The organism is Stenotrophomonas sp. CFBP 13725 (assembly GCF_014841935.1).
Lineage (GTDB): Bacteria > Pseudomonadota > Gammaproteobacteria > Xanthomonadales > Xanthomonadaceae > Stenotrophomonas.
Window position 1 is genome coordinate 323,078 of the sequence record NZ_JACYUV010000001.1, and the last position, 26,433, is coordinate 349,510.

24 protein-coding genes are annotated in these 26,433 nt (G+C 65.9%); 16 read left to right on the forward strand and 8 right to left on the reverse strand.

The features are described 5' to 3' along the window. The first annotated feature begins 25 nt into the window (after positions 1-25). From IFT65_RS01370 to IFT65_RS01380, 3 genes are all read left to right on the forward strand, one after another. Positions 26-925: an SDR family oxidoreductase gene (locus IFT65_RS01370; protein WP_192079543.1), complete on the forward strand. Its 900-nt coding sequence runs from the start codon at positions 26-28 to the stop codon at positions 923-925. Then, entirely contained in the window at positions 922-2,739 is a 1,818-nt protein-coding gene (locus IFT65_RS01375) for a glycoside hydrolase family 15 protein (RefSeq protein WP_192079545.1), read from the forward strand. Before IFT65_RS01370 ends, IFT65_RS01375 begins: the two co-directional genes overlap by 4 nt. 513 nt (positions 2,740-3,252) lie before the next feature. Beyond that, a complete protein-coding gene (locus IFT65_RS01380; RefSeq protein ID WP_192079546.1) occupies positions 3,253-3,639 on the forward strand; it encodes a DUF2628 domain-containing protein in 387 nt (128 codons plus the stop codon). Between the two features lie 47 nt (positions 3,640-3,686). Here the strand turns inward: IFT65_RS01380 and IFT65_RS01385 are convergent, their stop codons facing one another. Both IFT65_RS01385 and IFT65_RS01390 read right to left on the reverse strand, forming a co-directional pair. Continuing rightward, positions 3,687-6,236, reverse strand: a complete 2,550-nt coding sequence (locus IFT65_RS01385; protein ID WP_249404981.1) for a glycoside hydrolase family 3 protein — start codon at positions 6,234-6,236, stop codon at positions 3,687-3,689. Between the two features lie 211 nt (positions 6,237-6,447). Then, positions 6,448-7,113 (reverse strand): thermonuclease family protein, encoded by a 666-nt coding sequence (locus IFT65_RS01390; RefSeq protein WP_249404983.1) that lies wholly within the window; start codon positions 7,111-7,113, stop codon positions 6,448-6,450. 219 nt (positions 7,114-7,332) lie between these two features. Between IFT65_RS01390 and IFT65_RS01395 the strand changes: the two genes are divergently transcribed. The 8 genes from IFT65_RS01395 (at position 7,333) to IFT65_RS01430 (ending at position 15,347) form a co-directional block, all read left to right on the forward strand. Then, positions 7,333-7,896, forward strand: coding sequence for a fasciclin domain-containing protein (locus IFT65_RS01395; RefSeq protein WP_188323987.1), 564 nt, complete (start codon positions 7,333-7,335; stop codon positions 7,894-7,896). 145 nt (positions 7,897-8,041) lie between these two features. Next, positions 8,042-8,506, forward strand: a complete 465-nt coding sequence (locus tag IFT65_RS01400) for a DUF4126 domain-containing protein (protein ID WP_192079550.1) — start codon at positions 8,042-8,044, stop codon at positions 8,504-8,506. Between the two features lie 272 nt (positions 8,507-8,778). Further along, on the forward strand, positions 8,779-10,341 hold the full coding sequence (locus IFT65_RS01405; RefSeq protein ID WP_223203059.1) for an SDR family oxidoreductase: 1,563 nt from the start codon (positions 8,779-8,781) through the stop codon (positions 10,339-10,341). A gap of 206 nt (positions 10,342-10,547) precedes the next feature. Next, positions 10,548-10,829, forward strand: coding sequence for a hypothetical protein (locus IFT65_RS01410; protein WP_192079552.1), 282 nt, complete (start codon positions 10,548-10,550; stop codon positions 10,827-10,829). A 92-nt stretch (positions 10,830-10,921) separates the two neighbouring features. Beyond that, positions 10,922-12,073, forward strand: coding sequence for an SPFH domain-containing protein (locus IFT65_RS01415; RefSeq protein ID WP_192079553.1), 1,152 nt, complete (start codon positions 10,922-10,924; stop codon positions 12,071-12,073). Positions 12,074-12,094: 21 nt separating this feature from the next. After that, the gene (locus tag IFT65_RS01420; protein WP_192079555.1) at positions 12,095-13,438 is read left to right on the forward strand and encodes a TFIIB-type zinc ribbon-containing protein; all 1,344 of its coding nucleotides are present in this window, start codon (positions 12,095-12,097) and stop codon (positions 13,436-13,438) included. Further along, positions 13,435-13,686: a hypothetical protein gene (locus IFT65_RS01425; protein WP_188323982.1), complete on the forward strand. Its 252-nt coding sequence runs from the start codon at positions 13,435-13,437 to the stop codon at positions 13,684-13,686. The genes IFT65_RS01420 and IFT65_RS01425 overlap by 4 nt, the downstream gene beginning before the upstream one ends. A gap of 86 nt (positions 13,687-13,772) precedes the next feature. After that, the gene (locus IFT65_RS01430) at positions 13,773-15,347 is read left to right on the forward strand and encodes a carboxylesterase family protein (RefSeq protein ID WP_192079557.1); all 1,575 of its coding nucleotides are present in this window, start codon (positions 13,773-13,775) and stop codon (positions 15,345-15,347) included. A gap of 5 nt (positions 15,348-15,352) precedes the next feature. On the opposite strand, the gene IFT65_RS18810 is transcribed toward IFT65_RS01430, so the two are convergent. Then, complete coding sequence (locus IFT65_RS18810) at positions 15,353-15,484, reverse strand: hypothetical protein (protein WP_274602773.1); 132 nt, start codon at positions 15,482-15,484, stop codon at positions 15,353-15,355. Between the two features lie 327 nt (positions 15,485-15,811). Here IFT65_RS18810 and IFT65_RS01435 point away from each other — a divergent pair, with 327 nt between their 5' ends. Beyond that, the gene (locus IFT65_RS01435; RefSeq protein WP_197973944.1) at positions 15,812-17,032 is read left to right on the forward strand and encodes a VCBS repeat-containing protein; all 1,221 of its coding nucleotides are present in this window, start codon (positions 15,812-15,814) and stop codon (positions 17,030-17,032) included. Here IFT65_RS01435 and IFT65_RS01440 read toward each other — a convergent pair. Further along, positions 17,011-17,505 (reverse strand): hypothetical protein, encoded by a 495-nt coding sequence (locus IFT65_RS01440; protein WP_192079561.1) that lies wholly within the window; start codon positions 17,503-17,505, stop codon positions 17,011-17,013. The genes IFT65_RS01435 and IFT65_RS01440 overlap by 22 nt on opposite strands. A 211-nt stretch (positions 17,506-17,716) precedes the next feature. Between IFT65_RS01440 and IFT65_RS01445 the strand changes: the two genes are divergently transcribed. The 3 genes from IFT65_RS01445 (at position 17,717) to IFT65_RS01455 (ending at position 22,105) form a co-directional block, all read left to right on the forward strand. Further along, positions 17,717-18,325: a TetR/AcrR family transcriptional regulator gene (locus IFT65_RS01445; protein ID WP_192079563.1), complete on the forward strand. Its 609-nt coding sequence runs from the start codon at positions 17,717-17,719 to the stop codon at positions 18,323-18,325. Between the two features lie 102 nt (positions 18,326-18,427). Further along, positions 18,428-19,108 carry a type 1 glutamine amidotransferase domain-containing protein gene (locus tag IFT65_RS01450; protein ID WP_192079565.1) on the forward strand — a complete coding sequence of 227 codons (681 nt, stop codon included), beginning with the start codon at positions 18,428-18,430 and terminating at the stop codon, positions 19,106-19,108. A gap of 198 nt (positions 19,109-19,306) precedes the next feature. After that, on the forward strand, positions 19,307-22,105 hold the full coding sequence (locus tag IFT65_RS01455; protein ID WP_249404984.1) for a PAS domain-containing protein: 2,799 nt from the start codon (positions 19,307-19,309) through the stop codon (positions 22,103-22,105). Positions 22,106-22,191: 86 nt separating this feature from the next. Here IFT65_RS01455 and IFT65_RS01460 read toward each other — a convergent pair whose 3' ends face one another. The 4 genes from IFT65_RS01460 to IFT65_RS01475 form a co-directional block, all read right to left on the reverse strand. Next, a complete protein-coding gene (locus IFT65_RS01460) occupies positions 22,192-23,490 on the reverse strand; it encodes a sorbosone dehydrogenase family protein (protein ID WP_192079567.1) in 1,299 nt (432 codons plus the stop codon). Next, positions 23,487-23,903: a DUF2231 domain-containing protein gene (locus IFT65_RS01465; RefSeq protein WP_192079569.1), complete on the reverse strand. Its 417-nt coding sequence runs from the start codon at positions 23,901-23,903 to the stop codon at positions 23,487-23,489. The genes IFT65_RS01460 and IFT65_RS01465 overlap by 4 nt, the downstream gene beginning before the upstream one ends. Before the next feature lie 118 nt (positions 23,904-24,021). Then, positions 24,022-24,834: a glucose 1-dehydrogenase gene (locus IFT65_RS01470; protein WP_192079571.1), complete on the reverse strand. Its 813-nt coding sequence runs from the start codon at positions 24,832-24,834 to the stop codon at positions 24,022-24,024. Positions 24,835-24,902: 68 nt separating this feature from the next. Then, positions 24,903-25,283, reverse strand: coding sequence for a response regulator (locus IFT65_RS01475; RefSeq protein WP_192079573.1), 381 nt, complete (start codon positions 25,281-25,283; stop codon positions 24,903-24,905). 463 nt (positions 25,284-25,746) lie between these two features. On the opposite strand from IFT65_RS01475, the gene IFT65_RS01480 reads away from it, so the two are divergent. Continuing rightward, positions 25,747-26,433 (forward strand): hypothetical protein, encoded by a 687-nt coding sequence (locus IFT65_RS01480; protein WP_192079575.1) that lies wholly within the window; start codon positions 25,747-25,749, stop codon positions 26,431-26,433.

Sequence of the window (26,433 nt, forward strand, 5' to 3'; positions counted from 1 at the left end):
CACTCCCTCCCCCCAAGGAACCGCAATGACCACCCGCAATCAGTACGACATGCAGAATCCGCTTACCCAGTTCCCGCAGCCGACCTATCCCGCGCAGGTGCAGACGGCGCCGGGCACCGTGCATGCACTTTCCCCCTCAGCCGATCATGGCGAAACGTCGTACGTCGGACTTGGCCGCATGAAGGGACGAAAGGCCTTGGTCACGGGCGCCGACTCGGGCATCGGACGCGCCGTTGCAATCGCGTTCGCACGCGAGGGCGCCGATATCGTGCTGAACTACCTGCCGGAAGAAGAGCAGGACGCCGCCGAGGTCGTGGCGTTGATAAAGGCCGAGGGGCGCAAGGCCGTTGCGGTGCCCGGTGACCTGCAGGACGAGCAGTTCTGCAGCGCGCTGGTGGCCAAGGCGGTGGACGCGCTTGGCGGTCTGGACGTCGTGGCCAACATTGCCGGCAAACAGGTCGCGGTGGAAAAAATCGAAGACCTGAGCACAGAACAGTTCGACGCGACCTTCCGCACCAACGTCCATGCGCTGTTCTGGGTGTGCAAGGCCGCGCTGCCGCATCTGCCGGCGGGCGCCACCATCATCAACACTGCCTCGATCCAGGCGTACCAGCCCTCCCCCAACCTGCTGGACTACGCGCCGACGAAAGCGGCCATCGTCAACTTCACCAAGGCGCTGGCGCAGCAGGTCGCGGAGCGCGGCATCCGGGTCAACGCGGTGGCGCCGGGTCCGGTCTGGACGCCGCTGCAGCCTGCTGGCGGACAGCCACCGGACGCGATCCCGGAGTTTGGTTCACAGACCCCGCTGAAGCGTGCGGGCCAGCCGGTCGAGATGGCATCGGCGTACGTGCTGCTGGCGACGCAGGAATCGAGCTACATCACCGGCGAAGTGATCGGTGCAACGGGCGGGATGCTGCTGCCGTGACGTCTGCCGACGCTGCGGGGATCGACACCCGGCGCGATGCGGACGGCTATGCACCGATCAACGGGTACGCCGCGATCGGGGATGGCCGCTCCAGTGCGCTGATCGCACCCGACGGCAGCATCGACTGGTGGTGTGCACCGTGCATGGATGCCCCGCCGCTGCTGGACCGGCTGCTGGATGCACCGGAGGGCGGGCGCTTCGTCCTGCAGCCACGCGACAGCGAGCACGTACTGCGCCGTTACCGGCATAACAGCAACGTGCTGGAAACCGAGGTGCGGACGGCCAGTGGAACGGCGCGTATCACCGAATCGTTGAACAGCGGCCCGGCAGGTAGGCTGCCGTGGTCGGAACTCGCCCGCCGTGTCGACGTACTGGACGGCAGCGTCACGTTCGATCTCTTGTACCAACCCGGTAACCGGGGCGGCACCTGCACGCCGTGGATGAGCGAAACGCCGAACGGCTGCGTGCACCACGTCGGCCCGGTGATGACCATGCTTCATTATTCTCCACGACTGCAGGTGGAGACCTGCGATGACCGGCAGGTGCGCGGCGTTCTGGTCCTCGATGCGGGCGAGCAGGACATCGTCGCCCTGCTCGCCTCGCAGGATGAAGTCTTGCCGGTGCCGCCGCTGCAGGAGATCGACACGCGCATCGACCGCTCCGACCGGGAGTGGCGACAGTGGGTGGCGGACCTGAAGTGCACGAGCACCTACCGGGAAGAAGTGATCTGTTCCGCGCTCGCGCTGAAGTTCCTGTGGTTCGCGCCCACCGGTGCCATCGCCGCGGCGGTCAGCGCGTCCTTGCCGGAGCGCATCGGCGGTGACAAGAACTGGGATTACCGCTATGCCTGGGTACGCGATGCGGCCTATGTGATCAAAGCTTTCCTGCGCGTGGGCGCAACGCCAGATGCGAAGGCGGGTTTCAGTTGGCTGATGACCACCATCGGCCGCCACCGGCCTGGCTTGGCACCCTGTTTCACGCTGCGCGGCGAGCGGGTGGAAGAGGAGCGTTACGTGGAGGTGCCCGGTTATCGCAACAGCCAGCCGGTGCGCGTGGGCAATACCGCAACCGACCAGTTGCAGACCTGTGGCTACGGTGACGTCATGGAGATGGCCAGCCGCATGATCGATGCTGGCCATATCTTCGACCCTTCCACCGCGCGTCTGCTGTTCGAGCTGGCCGAAGAGTGTGCCGACGGCTGGATGCGCAAGGACAGCGGATTCTGGGAGCTTGAAGACATGCAGCACTACACAATGTCCAAGGTCGAGTGCTGGATGGCGTTGCGACGTGCCTGCGAACTGGCCGAAAAAGGCCATATCACCACCGCGCGCTTGCCGCGATGGCAGCGGGAAAAAGAGCGCATTCTGGAATGGATCGATGCGCATTGCTGGGATGAAGCGCGCCAGTCGTATGTGATGCATGCCGGCAGTGATCGGTTGGATGCGAGCTTGATGCTGGCGTGCCGGTTCGGGTTGGCAGAGGTTCGAAGGGAGCGTTTCATTTCCACGCGCGATGCGATGCGGCGCGAGTTGTGCGATGCCAGCGGTGACCTGCTGTGGCGTTACAGCGGGATGCAGGAGTGCGAAGGCGCGTTCATCAGCTGCGCGTTCTGGATGGTGGAGGCGTACGGGCTGCTGGGCGAGCCGGAAGAGGCCAAGCGGTTGTTCGAATCCCTTCTGTCACGGGTCCGCAACGATGTCGGGCTGATGCCGGAAATGTGGGACCCGGCGACCGAGCAGGGCCTGGGCAACACCCCCCAAGGATTGAGTCACTTGGCTCTTATCCACGCCGCCTTCGCCGTGGACGGCAAATAGCAGCACCGTGCTTGACGGGCCCATGGTAGCGCCGAGCCACGCTCGGCGAGCGCACCGCGCTGCGCCTTTGCCCTCCCGCCGACCATGGGTCGGCGCTACAACGGCAGTGTGCACGGTCGGGTAGCGCCGAGCCGCGCTCGGCGAGCGCGCAGCGCCGCGCCTTCGCTCTCCCGCCGACCATGGGTCGGCGCTACAACGGCAGTGCGCACGGTCAGGTAGCGCCGAGCCGCGCTCGGCGAGCGCGCAGCGCCGCGCCTTTGCTCTCCCGCCGACCATGGGTCGGCGCTACAACGGCAGCGTGCGCGGTCGGGTAGCGCCGAGCCACGCCCGGCGAACGCACCGCGCGGTGCCTTCGCTCTCCCGCCGACCATGGGTCGGCGCTACAACGGCAGTGTGCACGGTCAGGTAGCGCCGAGCCACGCTCGGCGAGCGCACCGCGCGGCGCACCTCAGCGCTACCCATTGGCGCAGACTATCGCTAACATGTAAACGATTACATGGAGCCTGAGAGTCAATGGAAACACGTACTACCTCCCCCGTCAGCCCGAAGTGGCAGTTCCGCTTCGACTTCTTCCAGCAGCACGGCGCGCCGAAGACCAAGGAATACCGCGAGGCCCTCAAGGCCCTGCCCTTCGGTGACAAGCTCAAGGTCAACGTCAACCTGTTCGCCCTGTTCTTCGGCTGGATCTACCTGGCCATCCTGGGCATGTGGCGCAAAGCCCTCGTGGTGCTCGGCCTCAACGTGATTCTGGTCGTGCTGTCGTTCGTGATGCCGGACATCGTCGCCCGTGCGCTGTGGGCCGCGCTCAACATCGCCGTCGGCATGAGCACCAACTACAGCTTCTTCATGGAGCGCGTTAAGGGCAAGGAAAGCTGGAACCCCTTCGAAGGGCTGTTCTAAGCAGCGCGCTGCGTCGACCCGGACCACCAGGTCGACGCAGCACCCGCTCAACCGGCGCAGTCGACCTTCTGGTCGTACTCCGTACCCACGGCCACTTTGGCCAATGACAGCTTCACGCCCTTGCTGGCACGCAGGCCCATCGGCACATCCAGTCCTTTCATGTCCACGCCGGCCTTCGCCAGGCAGCGCAGTGGCACGCCCATGCGGGTCCACTCACCGGGGGTCGCCCGTGCCAGCGCCGTGGCGATCGGCACCTCACCGCGCGACGCCTTGCCGCTTGCCGCAACGTAGCTGACCGAAGCGTTGGCCGGCAGCGCGTCAACGCGAAGCGTGGCGATGACCAGCACGTCACCGTTGGTTTCCCGCACCAGGTCCAGCGGCGTGTTGGAGCGCAGTTCAACCAGGCCCTGCCCGCTGAAATCAAACTGGCGCGCTCCCTCCTGCACATCGGTGTTGATCGCCGTCATGGTGATCGACCCGTCCGGTGTCGCCGCGTTGGGGTGCACGATGTCCACCGGCTCGCCATTGGTGCCGGTCAGGCGCAAGGTCAGCCCGGTGCTGGCAGCGCCGCGGTCGAACCAGGTGCTGGTGCGGGTCTTGGTCGGGTCGATGCCGGGCTCTTCGGACAGCGCCTTCAGGTCGCCGTTGTCGGCGTAGGTGAGCCCATGGCCGAACGCGAACTGCGGGTCATAGCCGGGCTGCCCCACATTGTTGACGTACTGATCCGCACGACGGGGCCACGAGAAGCTGAGCTTGCCGCGGAAGTCATGCTGAGGCTTTTCGTCACGCCCGCGCAGCAGCACATCGGCAACGCCCTCGCCTTCCGAGCCCGGCAGCCAGGCCGCCACGAACGCATCGGCGGCGTTGATTTCGCGGTTCATCCACAACGGCCGGCCGCTGATGAACACGGCAACCACGGGGATGCCATCGGCCTTCAGCTTCTTGATCAACTCCAGGTCGCCGGAACGGCCGCCCTTGAACATCAGGTCCGGCAGGTCGCCCTGGAATTCGGCATACGGCTCTTCGCCGAACACGACCACGGCAGCGTCCGGCTTGGTTTCATACGACCCGTCCACCGAGAGGTGTGCCTTGCCGCCGGCCGCCGTCACCTGCGTCCTGATGCCATCCCACACGGTATCGGCATGCGGGAAGTCGTCGCGCTTCGTGCCGTCGCCCTGCCAGGTCAGCGTCCATCCGCCGGTCTGCTTGGTCATGTTGTCCGCGCCATCCCCGGCCACCAGGATGGTCTGCTTCGGGGACAGGGGCAGCACCGCGTTCTGGTTTTTCAGCAGGACCAGCGACTCACGCACGGCCTGCCGCGCTACCGCACGATGCTCGGGCGATCCCAGCAGTTCGAACTTTCCGCCCAATGCGCGCGCCGACGGCTTGGGCTTTTCAAACAGCCCCATGCGCATCTTCGCCAGCAGGATCCGATGCACCGCATCGTCCAGCCGCGCCATGGGCAGCGTGCCGTCCTTCACATGCTTGACGGTGGACTCATACAGGCCCTTCCAGGTATCGGGGGCCATCGCCATGTCCATGCCCGCGATGAAGGTCTGCGCGCAATCGGTATTGGTGCAGCCCTTGACCTGGCCGTGGCCGTTCCAGTCGCCCACCACGAAGCCCCCGAAATTCATCCGCTCTTTCAGTACGTCGGTGAGCAGCGGCTTGTGGCCGTGCATCTTTTCACCGTGGAAACTGTTGAACGAGGCCATGACCGATTGCGCGCCCGCCGCGATCGCCGGGATGTAGCCCGCGGCGTGGATGTCACGCAGCTGTGCTTCGGTCACCGTGGTGTCGCCCTGGTCCTTGCCATGGGTGGTGCCACCGTCGCCGAGGAAGTGCTTGACCGTCGTCATGACATGGTGGTCGTCGAGGAAGTCCGCCGCCCCGGCCTTGCCCTGCAGCCCTTCGACGAACACGCCGGCATAGCTGGCCACCAGTGCCGGATCTTCCGAATAGCCTTCGTAGGCGCGGCCCCAGCGATCGTCCTGCGGCACTGCGACGGTCGGCGCGAAGGTCCACTCCATGCCGGTGGTGCGGGTTTCTGCCGCAGTGATACGGGCGATCTCGCGCAGCAGTTCCGGGTTGCGCGTAGCGCCCAGCCCGATGTTGTGGGGGAACAACGTGGCGCCGACCACGTTGCTCTGACCGTGCATCGCGTCGATGCCCCAGATGATGGGAATCGCATGGCCGCCCGCGCTGGTATCCATCGAGGCTTCCCAGTAGGCATCGGCCAAGGCCAGCCATTCGGCGGGCTTGGCGTTGTAGCGTCCGCCAGGATCGGAACCGCCGCCGGCCAGCACCGAGCCCAGCCGGTACTTTTTGACTTCCGCGGGCGTGATGCTGCCGATGTCGCCCTGCACGATCTGCCCGACTTTCTCTTCCACACTCATCGATGCCATCAACGCGCGGATCCGCTGTTCCATGGCGGCGTCGGTGGGCAACGGCCAGTTCGGCTGCGGCCACTGCGCGGGGTGGATCCGACCCTCCCCCGGCGCCGCGGCGGCGCTGGACATGCAGGCCAACGCCAGCGCAACGGACAACAGCATAGGCGTCAAACGACCGGCAGCGGGTGGGACGAAACGGGTAGTCATGCGCATCGGATTCCTGGTCGGATCAGAACGGGTCGCTTGGATGCAGGCTAGACGAATGCGTCGCGTGCAGCAGCGATGCTGAACCGTTTCTAAGCCGGGTTTGACAGCGCTGTCAATGCCGTCACGCCACCAGGTGCGAAAAGGCTTGCGCTACGGGGACGCCGTTGGGGAATTCGCCCGATACGCGTTGCGGCGCAGCACGAAAGCGGCGCTACCGCTTTGCGGCGCGCCAGCCGGCTGCCCTCGCTTCTTCCGGCGAACAGAAGTAACGCTCGCCGTCTTCCAACTCGATCCGCGTCTGCGCGTAGTCGCGCTGGCCCGGCTGATGGAAGATCTTCGCGCCGCCGCTTGAAATGTTTCCCTTGATACGGCAGCCCGTGGCAGGCGCCGATTCGGCTTGAGTGGGACGTGCATGGGCGGCACGCTGCGCACGACGATAATCTGCCGGTATCTGGAAGGCCCCTTGCCAGATGTTCCGCTTCTGCGCCTTGGCCCGCTGCTCATCCTCGACATACCGGGTGGCGTACTCACGGTAGGCCACTGCCCAGCCGGACCGGACCATCCAGGCGTTCACCGATTCGTTCTGCACGAAACACTCACCGACCGACCTGCCGTAGCGATCTACGTCGCGTTGCACGCAGCGCACGGTCCTGCCCTGCAGATGTGCATCCAGCGCATTGGCAGCACGGCGTCCGCAGGGCCATCGCGTGCCCTGCGCGGTGCTGCAGTGCTGCGCGCTCTCAGGCGCATCCATCCCCCACAGCCGTACCCGTCTCTGGTTCACCGCCAGCGTGTCACCGTCCACCACGGTGGCACGGCCGACGATCTCAAGGGGGGCCGCCATGCTCAACGGCGACACAACCAGTGCTACACACATCACAACAGTCCGGCGCATACAGCGAACAACACCTTCGATCTCACAAGCGGCGCCTATTCTCGCTTACGCGTCGCGCCGCGGTCGCGCACCGACGACCGCGGCGCGCCGTTTGTTCACGCCACCCTCATGCAGAAAAATAAGTGCATTGCCCTGCATCCAGCCCGCTGCCGGCTCCGTACCTTCAGTACCCTCATCCGAGGGACGAACAGGAGATGCACCGTGCAAGCTACTTTCAAGAAGATTGCCCTCGCTACCAGCCTCGCCGTTCTGGGTGCCGTCGCGGCCCCCAGCTTTGCCGCCAACCCGCCGATGGTGGGTGGCGCGCCGATGTATCCGGCCAAGACCATCGTTGAGAATGCCAGTGCGTCCAAGGACCACACCACGCTGGTCGCGGCAGTCAAGGCGGCCGGGCTGGTGGACACGCTCAACAGCGCAGGTCCGTTCACCGTGTTCGCCCCCACCAATGCCGCCTTCAACAAGCTCCCGGCGGGCACGGTCGATACCTTGGTCAAGCCGGAGAACAAGGCCGCGCTGACCAAGATCCTGACCTATCACGTGGTGCCGGGCGTGCATACGGCTGCCCAGCTGACCGCTGCGGCCACCAAGCAGGGCGGCACCGCCACGATGAAGACCGTGGAAGGCGAGCCGCTTACCTTCAAGCTGCAGGACGGCAAGTTGTGGATCGTGGATGCCAAGGGCGGCAAGGCATCGGTCACTACCGCTGATGTGATGCAGTCCAACGGCGTGGTGCACGTCGTCGATTCGGTGTTGATGCCTAAGTAAGCTGGAAAAACCGGGCGGACGTCCATGCGACGTCCGCTTTGGCCGAGTGACTGCACCTTTGCCCGACCTTCGCAATTTCTTGCCATGCTGCCTACGGGCGCGTGTCTAGCGTGGGGGCATCACTTCCCCGCTCAAGGACGCTCGCATGGCACTGATCCATTCCTTTCTGATGGGCGCCGTCGCGGGCTTGCGCGCCATGACCCCGCTGGCTGCCGTCACCAACGCGGCGCGCAGCGGCAGGTTGCCCGCGGGCACCGCGGCGACGCGCCTGCTGGCCAATCGCGCCGCGGCGGCAGGCATGCTGGCATTGGCGGGCGGCGAGCTGATGGGCGACAAGATGAAAACGGCGCCGGACCGCATCGTACCGGCGGGCATGGTGGCCCGTGTAGCAACCGGGCTGATTGTCGGCGCCGCGTTGGCGCCGCGTTCGCAGCGCGGTCTAGGGGCAGCGCTGGGCGCCGGCACCGCCGTGGCAGCGTCTTACCTGGCCTTCAACCTGCGCATGCGGGCCCTGCGGCGTTACGGGCAGACACCCACCGGCTTGGCGGAAGACGCGATCGCGGTGGGCAGTGCGGCCCTGATCACGCGCAGCGCCCTGGCTGGCCGCTGAAAAACCATTGCCTGATGGGGCTCCGCCGCTTCCCGTGGCAGGGCGAGGGCCAGCGCGTGCGCGACGGGGGTGAACGGGTCCCAGGCCACCGCGTGCCGCCCATCTAGCACAGGCCCGGCTGGATCAGGGACAATGGCGGCTCGTCCGGGTCCTGCCCGGCCCGTTACAGCATGGACCCGCATCGAGCCGGTCATCGCTCTGCTGTCCACTCCAGGCTTCATGCCGTTTCTTCCGGATCTGATGTGACTACCACTGCCCCCTCCTCTGTCGCCGTGGCCGACGATGCGCCCCTGACCGACCGCCTGCGCGCCGCGCTGGACCTGCTGGAATCCATCGAAGCGGACCGCAGCGTGCTGGACACCCTGCCCGAGGCCGACCGCGTGCGGCTGCATCAGGTCGTGGCCAAGGTCTACCATCCCGAGCCCAAGGCGCGCCGGCAGATGCTCAAGCAGCAGGCCAAGGTCCGCCACCAGGAGAAGGTCCGCAAGGCCGAAGCGTTGCTGGAACAGACCGGCATCCGTGCCCTGCGCCGCAAGCCGGTGTTCAGTACGCCGAACTACTTCCCGCCGCACGCGGCCGGCCTGCATGACGCCCGCAACGGCGAAGGCGCTGATGCCGGCCCGGAGCCGGTGCACTCACCCGAGCTGCGCCACTGTTACGTGTGCAAGCAGAAGTTCACCCAGCTGCATCACTTCTACGACCAGATGTGCCCGGACTGCGCCGCGCTGAACTTCACCAAGCGCACGGAGACGGCCGACCTGCGCGGGCGCGTCGCGCTGCTGACGGGCGGCCGGGTCAAGATCGGTTATCAGGCCGGGTTGAAGCTGCTGCGCGCGGGTGCCGAATTGATCGTGACCACGCGGTTCCCGCGCGATTCGGCTGCCCGCTATGCCGAAGAGCCCGATTTTGCCGTATGGGGCCATCGCCTGCAGGTATATGGCCTGGACCTGCGCCACACGCCCAGCGTGGAAGCCTTCTGCACCGAGCTGCTCGCCACGCGCACGCGGCTGGATTTCATCATCAACAATGCCTGCCAGACCGTGCGGCGTCCGCCGCAGTTCTACGCGCACATGATGGCCGGCGAGACCGCTGCGCTGCACGACGTGCCGGAAACCCTGCGCAACCTGATCGGTGACTACGAGGGCCTGCGCAGCGCCGAACTGCTGGGTGCGACCCCGGCCACGGTGCTGCAGGTGACACAGGAACAAGGCTTCAAGGGGGCCAACGGCCTGGTGCGTGCCGCCGAGCTTTCGCAGGTGCCGCTGCTGGCCGACGAACTGGTGGGCCAGCAGCATCTGTTCCCGGATGGCCGCCTGGACCAGGACCTGCAGCAGATCGACCTGCGCGACCGCAACTCCTGGCGCATGCAGATGGCCGAGGTGCCGTCGGTGGAGCTGCTGGAGACCCAGCTGGTCAATGCCATCGCCCCGTTCATTCTCAATGCGCGCTTGAAGCCGTTGATGCTGCGTACGCCGGAGCGTGACAAGCACATCGTCAACGTATCGGCGATGGAAGGTCAGTTCTACCGCAACTTCAAGACCACCCGTCACCCGCATACCAACATGGCCAAGGCCGCGTTGAACATGATGACGCGTACCTCCGCGGCGGATTATCAGAACGACGGCATCCACATGAACAGCGTGGACACCGGCTGGGTGACCGATGAGGATCCGGCCGACCTGGCGGCGAAGAAGGTGGAGCAGGAGCGGTTCCACCCGCCGCTGGACATCATCGATGGCGCCGCGCGCATCGTCGACCCGATCATCCATGGGATCAACACCGGCGAGCACGTCTGGGGCCAGTTCCTGAAGGACTACGCGCCCACCGACTGGTGAGCCCGCAGCGGACCCGGTAGCGCCGAGCCACGCTCGGCGAGCCCGCAGCGCGGTGCCTTTTACGTTCCGCCGAGCACGGCTCGGCGCTCCCCATGCGCTGCCTCCCGATCACCGTCACCAGGCAGCCACCCGGCCGACACCCGCACGGCGTCTTAACCCTGCGTTCTTATCCTGTGGTTTCTTCCAGAGGGAACAGGATGTCGCACATGAAGAAGCTGCACGCCATGGTATTCACCGTCTGCCTGCTGGGCCTGAGTCCGCTGGCATTCGCCGAGACCGTCAACCTGACCAACAGCGCCGACGGCGCAGATCGCGACGCGGGCATCGCGGCGGTGAAGAAGAAGCTGCAGCAAGCCTGCACGGATCGCCAAGGCACCGCAGACACCGATTCGTTCGAAGTCGTGTTCGAAAAGACCAGCGCGAATCCGGATGTGCCCAAGCCGTATTACGTGGACGGGAAAATGCAATGCGAGCTGCCCGGCGCCTGATCCGCGGCACCGCGGCCGGCCTCACCCGGCTGCTATAGTCGGCCGGGCATGGCAGGCACAGTGCCTGTCCACGAAATCACAGGGAGTGCGTCATGGGTCTTCGTCAGGCGGTGGCAGGTGCGGTGGGCGGTGTGCTGGCCGATCAGTGGAAGGATTTCTACACCGTTCCGGTTGGACTGCCTGCCACGGCTGCCCTGTTCGCGGCGGTCCCACGCGGTACCAACGCCGGGCGCGGCTCCAACACCAGCGCGTCGTCCAACATCATCACCAACGGTTCGAAGATCGTGGTGCCGGAAGGCTACGGCCTGCTGCTGATGCAGGACGGTGCAGTCACCGCGTTCGTCGCCGAGCCCGGCGGCTACGAATGGCGCTCCGACGATGCCAACTCGCAGTCGATCTTCGCCGGCGACGGCCTGGTGACCCCGTTGATCCGCCAGACCTGGGAACGGTTCAAGTTCGGCGGCCAGCCCGGCTCGCAGCAGGCTGCGTTCTTCGTATCGCTGAAGGAACTGCCGGACAACCGCTTCGGCACCCAGTCGGAAATCTACTGGGACGACGGCTTCCTCGGCACGCAGGTGGGCGCGGTGACGCGGGGTTCCTATACGCTGAAAATCGTGGACCCGATCCTGTTCGTCAAGAACTTCGTGCCGGCCCGCTATCTGCAGCCGGGCGAGGTTTTTGATTTCACCGACCTGGACAATGCGGCCGCCAGCCAGTTGTTCAACGAAGTCGTGGGTTCGCTGGCGCCCGCCTTCAGCCTGTATACCAACGATCCCGGCAAGGGCAATCGCATCACCAAGCTGCAGCAGGACTCGCTGGGCTTCGCCAAGAGCCTGTCCGACGCAGTGGAACAGGCGTACCAGTGGAACTCCGATCGCGGGCTTGCCATCGTCAAGACGGCCATCGTGTCGATCGAGTACGACGCCAATACCCGTGAACTGCTGAAGACGGTGCAGCGAGCGGATGCCCTGTCCGGTGCGCGCGGCAATTCCAACCTGCAGGCCAGCATGGCCCAGGGCATCCAGTCGGCAGGCGAAACCGGCGGCGCAGCAGGCCTGGTCGGCGTGGGTATGGCTTCGGGCATGTTCGGTGGCGTGGGCAGCATGCAACAGCCGGTCGCGCCGGCGAGCCCGGCCGCCGACGATCCGATCGCCAAGCTGACGAAGGCCAAGGAGATGCTTGACCTGGGCCTGATCACCCAGGACGACTACGACAAGCTCAAGGCCAAGGCGTTGGGTCTGTAAGACCAGGGACGCGCCGACCTCATGTCCGACTCCAGAACACCCCCGCCGCTGCCGCCGCTGCCGCCCGCAGCGGCGGCCCCGACGCCTCCGCTGAACGGTCCGGGATCGCCGCGGGACGTGCCGCCCCTTGCCGGCAGCCTGCCTGTGGACGCGACCACCCTGCCCCCGCCGATCCGTGACGAATTGCTGGCACCGGATCCGGTGGCGCTGGATACGGCTGCCGCCGAACTGAAGGATGGCCTCAACCGCTGCCCCAAGTGTGGGTCGACCGACGTCCGGCTCAAGCTGGGCACGGACGTGCTGGTGTGCCAGTACTGCCGCAACGAATGGCACGGCACGCGGGTCGAAGAAGCCTTCGGCCTGGGCGCCGGCATCGACCAGCTGCGTGGTCATGTCATCGCCTCCGGCGCCCGTGACATCGCCGCCGACAGTGCCAGCCTGATGAGCTTCAAGTGCACCGGCTGCGGCGCCGAGGTGACCATCAACACCGAAAGCACGATGACCGCACGCTGCCACTGGTGCCGTCATGTGTTCGGGGTCAATGAGCAGGTGGCCAACGGCGCCGTGCCCGATGCCGTGCTGCCGTTCCGGATCACCAAGGACGACGCGGTAGCGCGCATCCGCCAGTTCGTCGACAAGCGTCGCCTGTTCGCCCTGAAGGCGTTCAAGGACGAGTTCACGCCGGAGAATGTCATCGGCGTGTACCTGCCCTACATGATCGTGGACAGCAATGTCAGTGCGACGGTATCGGGACGCGGCGAAATCAAGACCCGCGAGTACACGCGGGGCACCGAGAAGAACAAGCAGACCTACTACGACGCGGATGTCTACGCCGTGGACCGCCACGTATCGTTCACCGTGGACGACCTGCCGCTGGAGTCTTCCGTGGAGCGCGGCAACCTGGATACGCAGGCCAACACCAACAACATCATCAACACGATCCTGCCGTTCGACACCAAGAACGCGCTGCAGTGGAATGCCTCCTTCCTGACCGGATTCACGTCGGAGAAGCGCAACCTGGACGTGGACAAGATGCTGCCGCGCCTGGAGGATCAGCTCCTGTCGATCGCACGGGCAAAAGTGGAAAGCTCGGTGCGTCGCTATGACCGCGGCGTCCGCTGGGAACAGGAACGCCTGGACGTGCATGGCACCCGCTGGGTATCGATGTACCTGCCGGTGTGGTTGTACTCGTACCACCAACCGGGCAAGAAGGGCGGCATGCTGCATTACATCGCGGTGAACGGGCGCACCGGTGAAACCATGGGCAGCGTGCCGGTACAGCAGTGGAAGCTGCTGCTGGCCGCGCTCACCACCGGCAGCGTCGTTGAAGCCATCGCACTCTGGATACTGGTGGCCGGATCATGAGCGAAGACAGTGGACTCTGGTTGTTGGCGGCTGGCCCTGCTGCGGCGACGGCGCTGTATTGGGGGCTGTACCGCTACTACCGCAACACGGACAAATCCCATGCGTTCGAGCGCGAAACGGCAGTCGATGCGAAGCCGGTGACCGGGTCGGACCGCAAGGTGGATACGGTGACCGGCACGCGGGAGCGGCAGATACGCGGCGACAACGTATCCGCGTATCGCAATCGGGTAAAGCGCGACATGGGCTGAGCGCCGCGCGTGGCGGTGTGGCGCCTCACATGGCTGTGCGCACGCGCGGCCTATCGTGGCGCGGACTGCCTTGATGAGTGCCGCCTGTGCCGCAGACCGACCTGGAGACACGCCGCCGCTTTCTGCGAGCGGGTGCGATGACGATGGCCGCTGCGCCGTTGCTGGCCTGTTCGACACGGCTGGGTGGGCGCGCCTCCAGCAGCGTGACGCCACCCGACGAAACGCGCAGGTCGCTGACCGCCGCGGGCCTGCAGGCCGGCCCCTTTACCGGTCACCGCGACAATGGCGTGGCGGCGTGGCGGGGTATCCGCTACGCACGCGCCACGCGCTTCGGCTTGCCCGTCGTGGAACCGCTGCCGGCCGCCCCCGTCGCTTGCACCACGTTCGGCGCGACGGCCGCGCAGGAGAAAGGCGCGGGCGGTGCGCGCAGTGAATCCGATGACCCGTTCTTCCTCAACGTCTGGTCACCCGCAGCGGACGGCACGCAACGTCCGGTGATGGTGTGGATCCACGGCGGCGGGTTCCGTACGGGGGCAGGGTCGATGTATCCGGGCCACGAGCTGGCCGCCAGCGGCGATATCGTGGTGGTCACGCTCAACTACCGGCTGGGGGCGATCGGATTCGCTGATTTTTCGGCACTGGGCATCCCCAATAACCGGGGGCTGCACGATCAGATCGCCGCCTTGCGTTGGGTCCAGGCCCATATCGCGCTGTTTGGTGGTGACCCGGCGCAGGTGACCGTGGTCGGTGAGTCGGCGGGGTCGACGTCGGTTGCCTTGCTGATGGTGGCCCGGGGGATCGAGCCGTTGTTCCGCGCTGCCATCATGCAGAGCGGATCGCTCAACCTGCTTCACGACCAGCAGATAGCAGCACGCCTGGCAGTGCGCTACCGCGAACTGCTGGGCAATGCGGCCGACAGTCGTGCGGCGTTGGAGGCCGTGCCGGTCGCCCGCCTGCTCGACGCGCAGGCGCAGGTCGCCGACGCGTTCCCCGGCATGATCCCGGCCGCGCCGATCTATGACGGCGACCTGCTGCCCGCTTCGTTTGAAGCGGCCCTGCTGGCTGAGACGCCCGACATCCCGCTACTGGTCGGCGCGATGCGGGATGAAATACGTTTCTTCGAGATTCCGGGTGCACGCACCATGTTGCTGCGCGAGCGCGGTGAGCTGCTGGCCCAAGTGGGCTGGCTGCTGGGGAAAACCGCTGCTGGCCGCATCGCGGCGACCTATCCGGACACGCGGGCCGGCAACCGTGACCTGGGCACCGACGCCAACTTCCAGATGCCCACGCGGCATTTCGCCGAGCGGCACGTCGCCCGCGGACGCCGCGCATGGGTGTATCGCTTCGACTATGGCGGGCTGTTCCTGGGGGCCGCGCATGCGGTGGACCTGACGTTCCTGTGGCCGTTGGACGGCGTGGTGTTCGGTGCGCTGCGGGGTGGCCCGCTGACAGGCCGACGGCGTGCGCTCGCCGAGCGCATGCGTTCGCGCTGGATTGGGTTCGTCCGCGAAGGGGATCCTGGCAGCGAGTGGCCAACCTACGTGCTGCCTCAGCGCCCTACCCTGATCATGGACCGGACCGATCGCGTGGAGCAGGATCCTGACCGTGCGCGTCGGGAAGCCTGGGACGGGCAGGAAATCGAAATCGCGCGTCGCCCGTGATTGGGTTATTTATGTGACGCGTCACGGGCTGCGGGTCGCTTGGCCTGCCGCCGCGCACGCAGCACGGCACAGGTCACCACGATCACCTTCGGGATCACCACCAGCACTACCACCCACGTCCATCCCGTGCTGCTCATCATGCGTGCTCCCGGTCCGTGCCCCATGGTAGCGCCGAGCCACGCTCGGCGAGCGCAGCGGTGCTTTCCGCTTGGTAGCGCCGAGCCGTGCTCGGCGAGCGCAGCGGGGTTTTCCGCAAGAAGCCGCCGAGCACGGCTCGGCGCTACCGGTACGTGTCAGCCCTCACCCGCGGCCTTTCGCCTGCTTCCGTGACACGTTACGGTGAACCCTGATTCCGCTACTGGAGAGCTGCGTTGCTCCGGATCGCATCCCCGTTCCATCTCGCGCCGTGCGTCGCCACCCTTCTCTTCACCACGACCGCTGTGGCGCAGGATCACCCAGACCACGTGCCGGCCACCCACGCCTTCAGCCTGATCCATGAGGCGCCCTCGTCGGTCTTCGTCGACGCCACCGCGACCCACGTACCGCTGGCACCCGCGCTGCATTCCACCGACTCGGTCTTGGTGGACGTTGACAACGACGGCGACCTGGATGCGGTCGTGTCTGTGGAGCACGGGGTCAACCGCCTGTACCTCAATGACGGGGGCGGCCGGCTGCGCTACGTGCCCGATGTGTTCGGCACGCGCAGGGCGGACAACGAGCATGTGCGCGCCGCTGATTTCAACGGCGATGGCCAGGTCGACGTGGTCTTCGTTGCCGAAGACGAAGCACGGCATCAACTGTTCTTCGGCGATGGCAAAGGCGGCTTCACCGAAGCCAGTGATCGCTTGCCCACCGGCCGCCAGGGCAACGGCCTGGCCGTGGGGGACCTCAACGGCGATGGCCTGCCGGACATCTTCATCGGCAGCACCGCCGAAGGCGGCTCCCGTGCCGAGGCTGCGCGTTCGCGCAACGTGCTGCTGCTCAACGATGCCAAGCGTCCCGGACATTTCATCGATGCCAGCAAAAGCCACCTGCCGCAGCGCGAAGACCAAACAGAAGGCGTGGCGTTCGCCGACATGGATGGCGACGGCGACCTCGACATCGTGCTCGCAAGCCCCGCCCACCCGAACCGCCTGCTTATCAACGATGGCAAGGGGCGTTTCAGCGATCAGTCGCAGCGCCTGGATCTACGGGTCCCGATGGAGACGCGCGAGGTCCACGTGGCGGATGTCAACGGCGACGGGCGCCCGGACATCGTCTTCTTCAACATCACCAGCAACAATGCGGCGTGGGAGAAAGATCCGCAGACCCGCTTGCTGATCAACGACGGCAAGGGGCAGTTCGTGGATGAAACGGCTGCGCGGTTGCCCACGCATACGTTCTCCAGCTGGGCCGGCACGGTCGTGGATTTCAACGGCGATGGCCATCCGGATCTGCTGGTCGGCGCCATCCAGGTTCCGGGCTTCGTGCCGCTGCAGTTGCGTGCGTGGCAGAACGACGGCAAAGGCACCTTCACCGATGTCACGCTGGACGTGGTGCCAGGCATCACCGTGGGCCGCAGCTGGAGCATGGGACAAGGCGATCTGGATGGCGATGGGCGAACCGATGTGCTGATCGGTGGCTGGGGTACGCAGGCCCGCCTGCTGCTGACCGACACGCAGGGCTATGCGCGAGGATCCAGATAGCCGCGGATGGCTGCCTCCACCGCAAGGAACCGGTGCCGTTGCACCAGATAGCTTGCAGCGAAAATCAGCGCAACCACCACGACGCTGCCGGGGGCCACCGCCAGCGCAGGAATGAAGCTGGCGACCACGAACAGGACCGTCCAGCTGGAGCGCCCCACGATCCGCAGTTCACGCCGCTGCACGTCGACGAGAATCAGCCCGCGCATCATCGGCGGATAGCGCCAGCCAAAATGGAAGCCGAAGCTTTCGCGGAACGCAAAGGACCGTCGGTCCAGCCGGCGCACCAGCAGGTCTGGCCATTGGTCAGACTGCAGGTCGGCCTGCAGCCGCGTGTCGGGGAAATCGAGCAGCAGCGAGGCCGGCACCGGTATGCGTCGACTGAACAGGGTCACGCCCCATGGCCACCACGGGCGGCACCAGAGCACCAGCAGTACACCTTCAAGCAGCACCAGCGCGAGCAGCGTTTGATACATCGTGAATCCCCCATTCTGGCGCCTGCACGCGTCTCGCCGCCGCAGGCAGGCATGAATGCGGAGTGCCCGGAGCCTAGCCTGCCACTGCTTCGGTGTGCAATGTCATCGGCATCGTGGGTGCTGACGGTGTCCGCCGAGCGTGGCTCGGCGCTACCATGGGGCACAGAGAGCGCGCTAGACGACCGGTCTAATGTGGCGTAAGGTAGGTCCCATGAACTCCGCGCCCTCCCCTGCCAGTGTCGATGTCCGTGAAAAGATCCTGGCCACAGGCAGGCGGATCATGGGCGGGAAAGGATTTTCTGCCGTCGGACTGAATGAGGTATTAGTTGCTGCCGGCGTGCCCAAGGGCTCGTTCTATCATTATTTTGGATCCAAGGAAGCCTTCGGCGAAGCGATGCTGGAGGATTATTTCAGCGCCTATCTGGGCGAGATGGATCTGATCTTTCGTCAGCCGGGCCAGAGCAAGGCGCAGCAACTGGCGTCCTATTTCCAGGCGTGGCGGGCCAGCCAGGCGTCCGATGACTGCCAGGGCCGATGCCTGGCGGTGAAGCTTGGCGCCGAAGTCGCGGATCTGTCCGAAAGCATGCGGTCCGCTCTTTTGCGTGGCACCGCGGGCATCATCGAAAGGCTTGCTGCGGCGCTTGAAGCGGGTGTTGCGGACGGCTCGCTCACCATCGATGGACGTCCGCACTCGGTCGCGCAGGGCCTCTATCAGCTATGGCTCGGCGCCAGCATCATGGTGAAAATCGTGCGCACGGACCGCCCATTCGACGAGGCACAGGCGCTGACGGATCAGCTGATACATCGCCCCGCTTCCTGAGTCCGGCGATGGACTTCTTTGGCGCTGCACGGTGCAGCGTTTTTTTCACGCCAGCGTACAAGACGACTGGTCTACTTCGAACACCTACAGCAGGAGATACGCATGAACGTTCTGATGGTTCTCACCTCACATGACCAGCTCGGCGATACCGGCAAGAAGACCGGCTTCTGGCTGGAAGAACTGGCCGCCCCCTACTACACCTTCAAGGACGCCGGGGCAACGATCGTGCTCGCCTCACCGAAGGGGGGGCAGCCGCCCCTGGATCCGAAGAGCGACGAGCCGGATTCCCAGACCGATGACACCCGCCGCTTCCACGCCGACGCAGACGCCAAGGCGCACTTGGCCGCGACGGTGCGGCTGGACAGCGTGTCTGCGGCCGATTTCGATGCAGTGTTCTACCCGGGTGGCCATGGCCCGCTGTGGGATCTGGCCGAAGATACCCACTCCATCGCTTTGATCGAATCCTTCATCGCAGCGAACAAGCCGGTTGCCCTGGTCTGCCATGCGCCGGGCGTCCTGCGCGACGTCAAGGCGGCGGACGGCCAGCCGCTGGTCAAGGGCAAGAAGGTCACCGGCTTCACCAATACCGAAGAGGACGGCGTCGGTCTGACCGATGTGGTGCCGTTCCTGGTCGAAGACATGCTCAAACAAGCCGGTGGGGACTACTCCAAGGGTCCGGACTGGGGCTCCTACGTGGTGCGTGATGGGCTGCTGATCACCGGCCAGAATCCGGCATCGTCCGCGGAAACCGCAGCGGTGCTGATCAAGCAGCTCGGCAGATAACGCCCTCCCGGCAAAGCGCAGCGACCTGGCTGGACAGCCAGCAAGGTCGCCGCGCCGATCCCCCGCCTGGTTACCGAAAACAGTTCCATCGCGGGGGGCGGCGGCGCTAATCTAGGCGGCCTGATTGCGACACCCCGGCCGGTCTGGCCGCAGGTGGGTGCGCGGGTCCCTGACGACAGCTGCCAGCGCGAGACCTTCTTGAATCCTTCCGACTCCCCCCAGCGCCGAAGCGAGCGCGACGCCGAGCATGTGAGGTTGGCACTGGCCGCCGGCGCCATCATCGGCACCTGGTTCTGGGATGTGCAGCGTGACCGGTTGACCGTCGACGCCGCGCTTGCGCAGGCCTTTGGCCTGGATGCTTCGTTGGCCGGCAGCGAGTTGCCGCTGCAGCAGATGGTGGAGCGCGTGCATCCCGACGATCAGGCCGGTCTGGAAGCTGCAGTCGCCGATGCGCTCGAGCGCGGCGGACGTTACATCCACCAGTACCGCACGCGCGGCGTGGACGGCACGTACCGCTGGATCGAAGCGGCGGGCCGTGTGGAGACGGACGCCGACGGCCGGCCCGTGGGATTCCCCGGCGTGCTGATCGACATTGAGGACCGCCGCCGGATGGAAATCGAGCGTGACCAGGCACAGACCCTGCTGCGCTCGTTCGTCGAAGCGGCGCCGGGCGTGGTGTACGCAAAGGACCGCCAGGGGCGGCTGCTGATCGGCAACCGCGGCACGACCGAGTTGATCGGCCTGCCCCCGGAGCAGTACATCGGCCGCACCGACGCCGAGCTGTTGAGCGACCCGACGCAGGCGGCCGCGCTGATGGCGACCGACGAGCGCGTCATGCGCAGTGGCCACTCCGAGCAACTGGAAGAGGCGGTCAGTTTCCCCGACGGTCGGCATGCTTTCTGGCTGTCGACCAAGGCACCCCTGCGCGACGCGGACGGCGCCGTGGTGGGACTCATCGGCACTTCCCTGGATATCACCGACCGCAAGGCGGCAGAGGAACGCCACCTGGAAGTCGAGGAACGGTACCGGCTTGCCGCGCGGGCGACCAACGATGCGATCTGGGACTGGCGCATGCGCGATGGCCAGGTGATCTGGAACGAGGCGCTGGTGACGCTGTTTGGCCATGTACTGAGCGAGACCACGGCGCAGTGGTGGATCGACCACATCCACCCCGATGACCGGGCGCGCGTCGATGCGGACATCCATGCGGTGATCGACAGCGATCGCTCCGCATGGTCCGGCGAGTACCGTTTCCAGCGAGCCGATGGCACGTATGCCTCCGTGCTGGACCGGGGCACGGTGCTGCGTGATGCCGCTGGCACGCCGCAGCGCATGATTGGCGCGATGCTCGATCTGACCAGCCGCAAGGCGGCAGAGGCCGCGCTGGCCGAGAGCGAGGAACGTCTGCGCTTCGCCACCGAGGCCGGCGACATGGGCTTCTGGGACGTGGACCTGGTGCACGATCAACTGATCTGGCCACGACGGACCAAGGCGATGTTCGGCATTTCCGCCCACGTCGAGGTCACCCTGCGTGATTTCTACGAGGGCATCCACCCGCAGGACCGTGAAGCGACAACCGCGGCGTTCCACGCTGCCGCTGATCCCGACAGACGCGCCCTGTACGACGTGGAGTACCGGACGGTTGGCAAGGAAGACGGCGTCGTCCGCTGGGTGGCCGCCAAGGGACGCGGCATGTTTGAGGACAACCGCTGCGTGCGGGTGCTGGGCGTGGCCATCGAAGTCACCGCGCGCAAGCATGCCGACGCACAGCTGAAAGAACTGAACGAAGAACTGGAAAGCCGTGTGCTGGCGGAAGTGGCCGAGCGCACACGGGTGGAGGATGCGCTACGGCAGAGCCAGAAGATGGAAGCCGTGGGCCAGTTGACCGGCGGCATCGCGCACGATTTCAACAACATGCTGGCCACCGTGATCGGCCCCCTGGACCTGCTGGCGATGCGGTTGGGCGATGAGGATGAGCGCTCCAAGCGCTACATCGACATGGCGATCGAAGGGGCGCGCCGCGCGGCGCTGCTGACCCAACGGTTGCTGGCCTTCTCACGCCAGCAGCCGCTGCAGCCGGTGCCGGTGGACGCCAATCGACTGCTGGCGGGCATGTCGGACCTGCTGGTGCATTCGCTGGGCAGCAGCATCCGCCTGCAGACCGTGCTTGCCGCCGAGCTGTGGAGCACCTTCGCCGACGTCAACCAGTTGGAGAACGTCGTCCTGAACCTGGCCGTCAATGCGCGCGATGCGATGCCAGGCGGTGGCCGACTGACCGTGGAGACGTCCAACTGCACATTGCCGGACGATTCGTCGCAGGTGCATGCCGGCATACCTGCAGGCGACTACGTACTGATCAGCGTGGCGGACAACGGCAGCGGCATGTCGCCGGAGGTCATCGGCAAGGCATTCGATCCGTTCTTCACCACCAAGAAGGTCGGCCAGGGCACAGGGCTCGGGCTGTCCCAGGTGTACGGCTTCGTCAAGCAATCGGCTGGACACGTGCGCATCATCTCGGCGCTGGGTGAAGGTACGACGGTGCGGGTGTACCTGCCTCGGCTTTCGGCGGTCGTCGATGCAGCGCCGGCTTCGCCTGCGCTGGTGAAGCCGCCGCTGGCCGCTGGGCAGCAGCAGCGGGTGCTGGTGGTCGATGACGAGCCCGGCGTGCGCCAGTTTTCCATCGACGCGCTGACCGAGCTCGGTTATCAGGTGCTGGCCGCTGACGGCGCGAGCGCGGCGTTGAAGCATCTGGACGCGCACCCGGACATCGCGTTGCTGTTCACCGATGTGCTGATGCCGGAAATCAACGGACGGCAGTTGGCCGATGAAGCGCGCCGGCGGCGGCCGGCGTTGAAAGTCCTGTTTACCACCGGCTACAGCCGCAACGCACTGGTGCATGACGGCGTGTTGGATTCGGGGGTGCACCTGATCGGCAAGCCGTTCACGCTGGACGAACTGGCCACCCGACTGCAGACCGTGCTGGACAGCCCGCACTGAGCGGACGGGCTGGCCAGGGAGTGGCGCCGAGGCGTGCTCGGCGGTTTCCGGTTTCCGCGTCGCCGAGCATGGCTCGGCGCTACGCTTTACTGGGTCGGGGTGATGCGCCAGATGGTGTTGGCCAGATCATCGGCGACGATCAGTGCGCCGCGCGGATCCACCGTCACGCCTACCGGGCGACCGCGGGTCTTGCCGTCTTCGCCGAGGAACCCGGATACAAAGTCGATCGGCTCACCGGCCGGGCGACCATCACGGAACGGAACGAACACCACCTTGTAGCCAACCGGCGGGTTGCGGTTCCAGCTGCCGTGCTCACCCACGAACACACCGTCCGCAAACTTCGCGCCCATCGTGGCAGTGGAGAACGAGACGCCCAGCGCCGCGACATGCGAGCCCAGTGCGTAATCCGGTGTAAGCGCAGACGCGACCTTCTCTGGATTCTGCGGCATCACCCGGGTGTCCACGTTCTTGCCCCAGTAGCTGTAGGGCCAGCCGTAGAAACCGCCTTCGCGCACGGACGTCAGGTAATCAGGCACCAGGTTCGGTCCGATCTCATCGCGCTCGTTGACCACCGCCCACACCGTGCCGGTGCCGGGCTGCACGGCCAGCGCCGTGGGGTTGCGGATGCCGGTCGCGTAGGTCTTGCGCGCGCCGCTCTGCGCATCGATCTGCCACACCACCGCCCGGTCCACTTCGGCGGCCATGCCGCGTTCGGTGATGTTGCTGTTGGAGCCGATGCCCACGTACAGATACCGGCCATCCGCGCTGGCGGTGAGTGATTTGGTCCAATGGTGGTTGATCGCTGACGGCAGGTCGGTGACCTTGGTCGGCGCTCCGCTGGCCTGGGTCTGGCCTTCGCTGTACTCGAACCGCACCAGGGCATCCTGGTTGGCCACGTACAACGCGTTGCCGATCAGCGCCAGGCCATACGGCGCATTGAGCTTGTCGGCGTAAACGGTCTTGGTTTCGTAGACGCCATCGCCATCGGCATCGCGCAGCAGCGTCAGGCGGTTTCCGCTCTTGACCTGGGTGTTGCCCTTCGCCTTGATCTTACCGGCGATCACGTCCTTCGGTTTCAGGTTGGGCGCACTGCCGCCGCGCCCTTCGGCCACCAGGATGTCACCGTTGGGTAGCACCAGCGTCTGCCGCGGAATATTCAGATCGGTCGCGATGGCGGCGATGCGATATCCCGCCGGCACGGTCGGCACGCGATCCCCCCATTGTGCCGGCTTGGCAATGGTCATGTCCGGCATCAACGTGCGGTTGGGCTTGGGCAGCTCAGGATTCTGGCCGTACTGGTCCATCTGCGGGGCTTTGCCACTGCAGGCGGCCACTGAAGCGGCAAGCACGGACACGCTGAGAATCTTCACGATCTGGCGGCTCATCGGACACCTCCCGCGCGCAGGGTGGACAAGCCGATCCAGGTGGCCACGAAGGCCAGCAGGGTGGCGATGACGGTCATCACCAGAGCGCCGGGCATGATCGCCCACGCATCGCGCGCATGGTGCAGCGAATCGAAGAAGCCCACCAGCCAGGTCACCACCAGCACGATCACATAAGGCAGCTGGCGGCTGCCGCGAACCAGGCCGACGATGCCGGCCAGCAGTGCCAGGGTGGTCATCACCATCGCGCCCACCAGCAGCCACGCCGCGAAGTTGCTCCACTGGATCTCGTAGGTGCTCCAATAGGCGTAGTCGGCCAGCAAGGCGCCGAGGAACAGCGGAAAGACCCCGCCGAGCACGGCAGCGTGGACAGGATGGATGACCCGGGTTCGGGTCACGACGACGGTTGATTCCATGGCAGGCTCCTTGGGGAGAGGGTCTGGGAAGGTGCCCCATGCTGCCACTGCAGTTGTGACGGCAATGCCCTCTTCCGCGCCGACGTCCATCGCTAGCGTCGCCCCCGCTCCGTCGGTCTCAGCCGTTGTCGCGGAACTCTGGATACAGCGACATGCCACCGTCGACGAACAGCGTGGTGCCGGTGACATAGTCGGCGTCGTCCGACGCCAGCCAGACCGCCGCACGGGCGACGTCTTCCGGCTCGCCGATGCGACCGTAAGGCACCAGCCGCAGCAGTTTCTCCAGCGCGGCTTCGGTTTCCCACGCCTCTTTGTTGATCGGGGTGCGGATCGCGCCCGGCGCGATGGCATTGATGCGGATGCCATCCGCGGCCACCTCCTGTGCCAGCGAACGGGTCAGCATCCGGCTGCCGCCCTTGGCGGAGGCGTAGTTGATATGCCCTGCCCACGGGATGATTTCATGCACTGAACTCATGGCGATGACCGTGCCCGCACTGCGCGCCGGCCTGCCGCTGCGGGGCTGCCGACGGAAGTGGCGGACGGCTTCGCGCGCACAGAGGAATTGCCCCGTCAGGTTGACGTCGATGACCGTGTTCCAGTCCTCAAGCGTCATGTCCGCGATCGCCGCGTCTTTCTGCACGCCCGAATTGCACACCACGATATCCACGCGTCCGTACACGTCCACGGTCTCATTGAACAGCCGTGCCACATCGGCTTCATCGGCGACGTCGGCCTGGATCACCGTGGCTCGTCCGCCCGCAGCGATGATGCGCTCGGCCAGGTCGTCTGCCGGCGCTTCCTGCGAGTGGTAGTTGATCACCACGGCGGCACCGGCTGCTGCCATGGCCTCGGCCACAGCAAGTCCGATACCGGAACTGGCGCCGGTGACGATGGCCACGTGCTGGGCAAGCGGAGTGTGGGTTGCAGGCATGGGGGCACGTTCCAGGGAGATGGACTGCATCGTGCCCGAGCGCATGTCTGCTGCGTGTGCGGGTGCTTTCAGTTCACGCCGCTGAGGCTTTCGGCGACGTAGCGCTTCAGCTCTTCGATCTCATACGGCTTGCTGAGGAACCGCGCATCGCGATGTGCGCGCGGCACAAGGCCTTTGTAGACAGCCGACAGGAAAAAGTAGGGGATTCCGCGCGCTTTCAATGCATCAGCTACCGAAAACACGACGCCATCGCGCAGTTCAACGTCAAGGATCGCCGCATCGAAGGCTTCATCATCGATGGAATGCAACGCGTCTGAGAGCGAGTAGGCCTGCTCTACACCGTAACCCTCACCAGTGAGGATGGTCTGCATCAAGATCGAGAGCTCGATTTCGTCCTCGACCACCAGGATGCGCGGCGCATCGGGGCTTAGCGAAACATGTGTGTCCATGCGGGCGAGTGTCCCGCATTGCGGTGGGTCATGGCGTGATGGCGTGCGGGCGGGTCTTCACGCCTCGTTGTCGCCGGGCTCGGCGGTTGCACCGACGTGCATCGGGTGCGTTTGCTTCCGCTCGGATGCTTTCGCGGCCTGTTTCCGCGCTCGTTCGCGGTCTGGCGCGCTCTGGTAGAGCCGACTTCAGTCGGCTGTTTTTGCGGTCTGGTAGAGCCGACTTCAGTCGGCTGTTTTTGCACGCAGCCGACTGAAGTCGGCTCTACCACCGCGACGTGACAGACGTCGGACGTACCAGGGCCAGAGCAGCCGACTGAAGTCGGCTCTACCCAGAGGCTCTACCCAGAGGTTCTACCCTCGGCTCCACCCACGCGCGGAAGCCGCCATCGGCGCTTTCTCCCTGCGAGCACGCCTGCCCTGCGTAGGATGTGGCTCTGCATTAAAATCAAGGTGGACGCTTCTGATGATGGGACATTCGCACACGGTGGCGGCCGGCCTGTTGATCGCCACGGCAGCGGCGCTTACCGGCTGCAACCCAGCGCCGGACCACGTTGTCGATGAGCCGGCTGAGCAGGCTGCAGCGGCAAACGCCTCAACCCCCGCTGCGCCGGTTCCGGCGGTACGTCCGGCTGTCGTGCAGCCTGCGTTCGTCGATGAGGCGTCCGGGCTCGCGCTGCGCCCGGTGCCTGGCGCCCGCGTCGGGGCCGACGTGGAGTCCGGCGCGCTCACACCTGGCAGCTGGAAGCTGTTCGCCGAACCGGGAAGCGAAGGCCGCCGCGTGGTCGCGGTCGTACTGGATGGGTCCAACGAGGTCACCACCGCTGCCATGCGCATCGGCGTCAGTGCCGATCCATCATCGATGGCGGCCTGCCTGCAGCTGCCCGCCGAATCCACCGGCCTTGCCGCTGGGCAGGTCGAGATCGGCGGCGTCCCGTTCACCCACTTCCGCGCCGGTGATGCGGCGATGAGCCACTACGTGTCCGCTGACAGCTACCGTGCCGTGCACGGCGGACAGTGTGTTGCCATCGACCTGCTGGTCAAGGGGACCCGTCCGGAGGTGTACGATCCGCCCCGCACGCCAACGTTCACCACCGAGGAGGCGCAGCAGAAGCTGCAGGCGCTGTTGCCTGCGGTGTACTGGCAGCGCTGA

Bases quoted from the DNA above. Each gene is read 5' to 3' on its own strand.
- IFT65_RS01445 (WP_192079563.1), top strand. From the start codon at position 17,717: ATGAACTCCGCGCCCTCCCCTGCCAGTGTCGATGTCCGTGAAAAGATC.
- IFT65_RS18810 (WP_274602773.1), bottom strand. From the start codon at position 15,484: ATGAGCAGCACGGGATGGACGTGGGTGGTAGTGCTGGTGGTGATCCCG.
- IFT65_RS01475 (WP_192079573.1), bottom strand. From the start codon at position 25,283: ATGGACACACATGTTTCGCTAAGCCCCGATGCGCCGCGCATCCTGGTG.
- IFT65_RS01415 (WP_192079553.1), top strand. From the start codon at position 10,922: ATGGGTCTTCGTCAGGCGGTGGCAGGTGCGGTGGGCGGTGTGCTGGCC.
- IFT65_RS01385 (WP_249404981.1), bottom strand. From the start codon at position 6,236: ATGACTACCCGTTTCGTCCCACCCGCTGCCGGTCGTTTGACGCCTATG.
- IFT65_RS01440 (WP_192079561.1), bottom strand. From the start codon at position 17,505: ATGTATCAAACGCTGCTCGCGCTGGTGCTGCTTGAAGGTGTACTGCTG.
- IFT65_RS01380 (WP_192079546.1), top strand. From the start codon at position 3,253: ATGGAAACACGTACTACCTCCCCCGTCAGCCCGAAGTGGCAGTTCCGC.
- IFT65_RS01390 (WP_249404983.1), bottom strand. From the start codon at position 7,113: ATGTGTGTAGCACTGGTTGTGTCGCCGTTGAGCATGGCGGCCCCCCTT.
- IFT65_RS01450 (WP_192079565.1), top strand. From the start codon at position 18,428: ATGAACGTTCTGATGGTTCTCACCTCACATGACCAGCTCGGCGATACC.
- IFT65_RS01460 (WP_192079567.1), bottom strand. From the start codon at position 23,490: ATGAGCCGCCAGATCGTGAAGATTCTCAGCGTGTCCGTGCTTGCCGCT.
- IFT65_RS01420 (WP_192079555.1), top strand. From the start codon at position 12,095: ATGTCCGACTCCAGAACACCCCCGCCGCTGCCGCCGCTGCCGCCCGCA.
- IFT65_RS01425 (WP_188323982.1), top strand. From the start codon at position 13,435: ATGAGCGAAGACAGTGGACTCTGGTTGTTGGCGGCTGGCCCTGCTGCG.
- IFT65_RS01465 (WP_192079569.1), bottom strand. From the start codon at position 23,903: ATGGAATCAACCGTCGTCGTGACCCGAACCCGGGTCATCCATCCTGTC.
- IFT65_RS01410 (WP_192079552.1), top strand. From the start codon at position 10,548: ATGAAGAAGCTGCACGCCATGGTATTCACCGTCTGCCTGCTGGGCCTG.
- IFT65_RS01370 (WP_192079543.1), top strand. From the start codon at position 26: ATGACCACCCGCAATCAGTACGACATGCAGAATCCGCTTACCCAGTTC.
- IFT65_RS01400 (WP_192079550.1), top strand. From the start codon at position 8,042: ATGGCACTGATCCATTCCTTTCTGATGGGCGCCGTCGCGGGCTTGCGC.
- IFT65_RS01470 (WP_192079571.1), bottom strand. From the start codon at position 24,834: ATGCCTGCAACCCACACTCCGCTTGCCCAGCACGTGGCCATCGTCACC.
- IFT65_RS01480 (WP_192079575.1), top strand. From the start codon at position 25,747: ATGATGGGACATTCGCACACGGTGGCGGCCGGCCTGTTGATCGCCACG.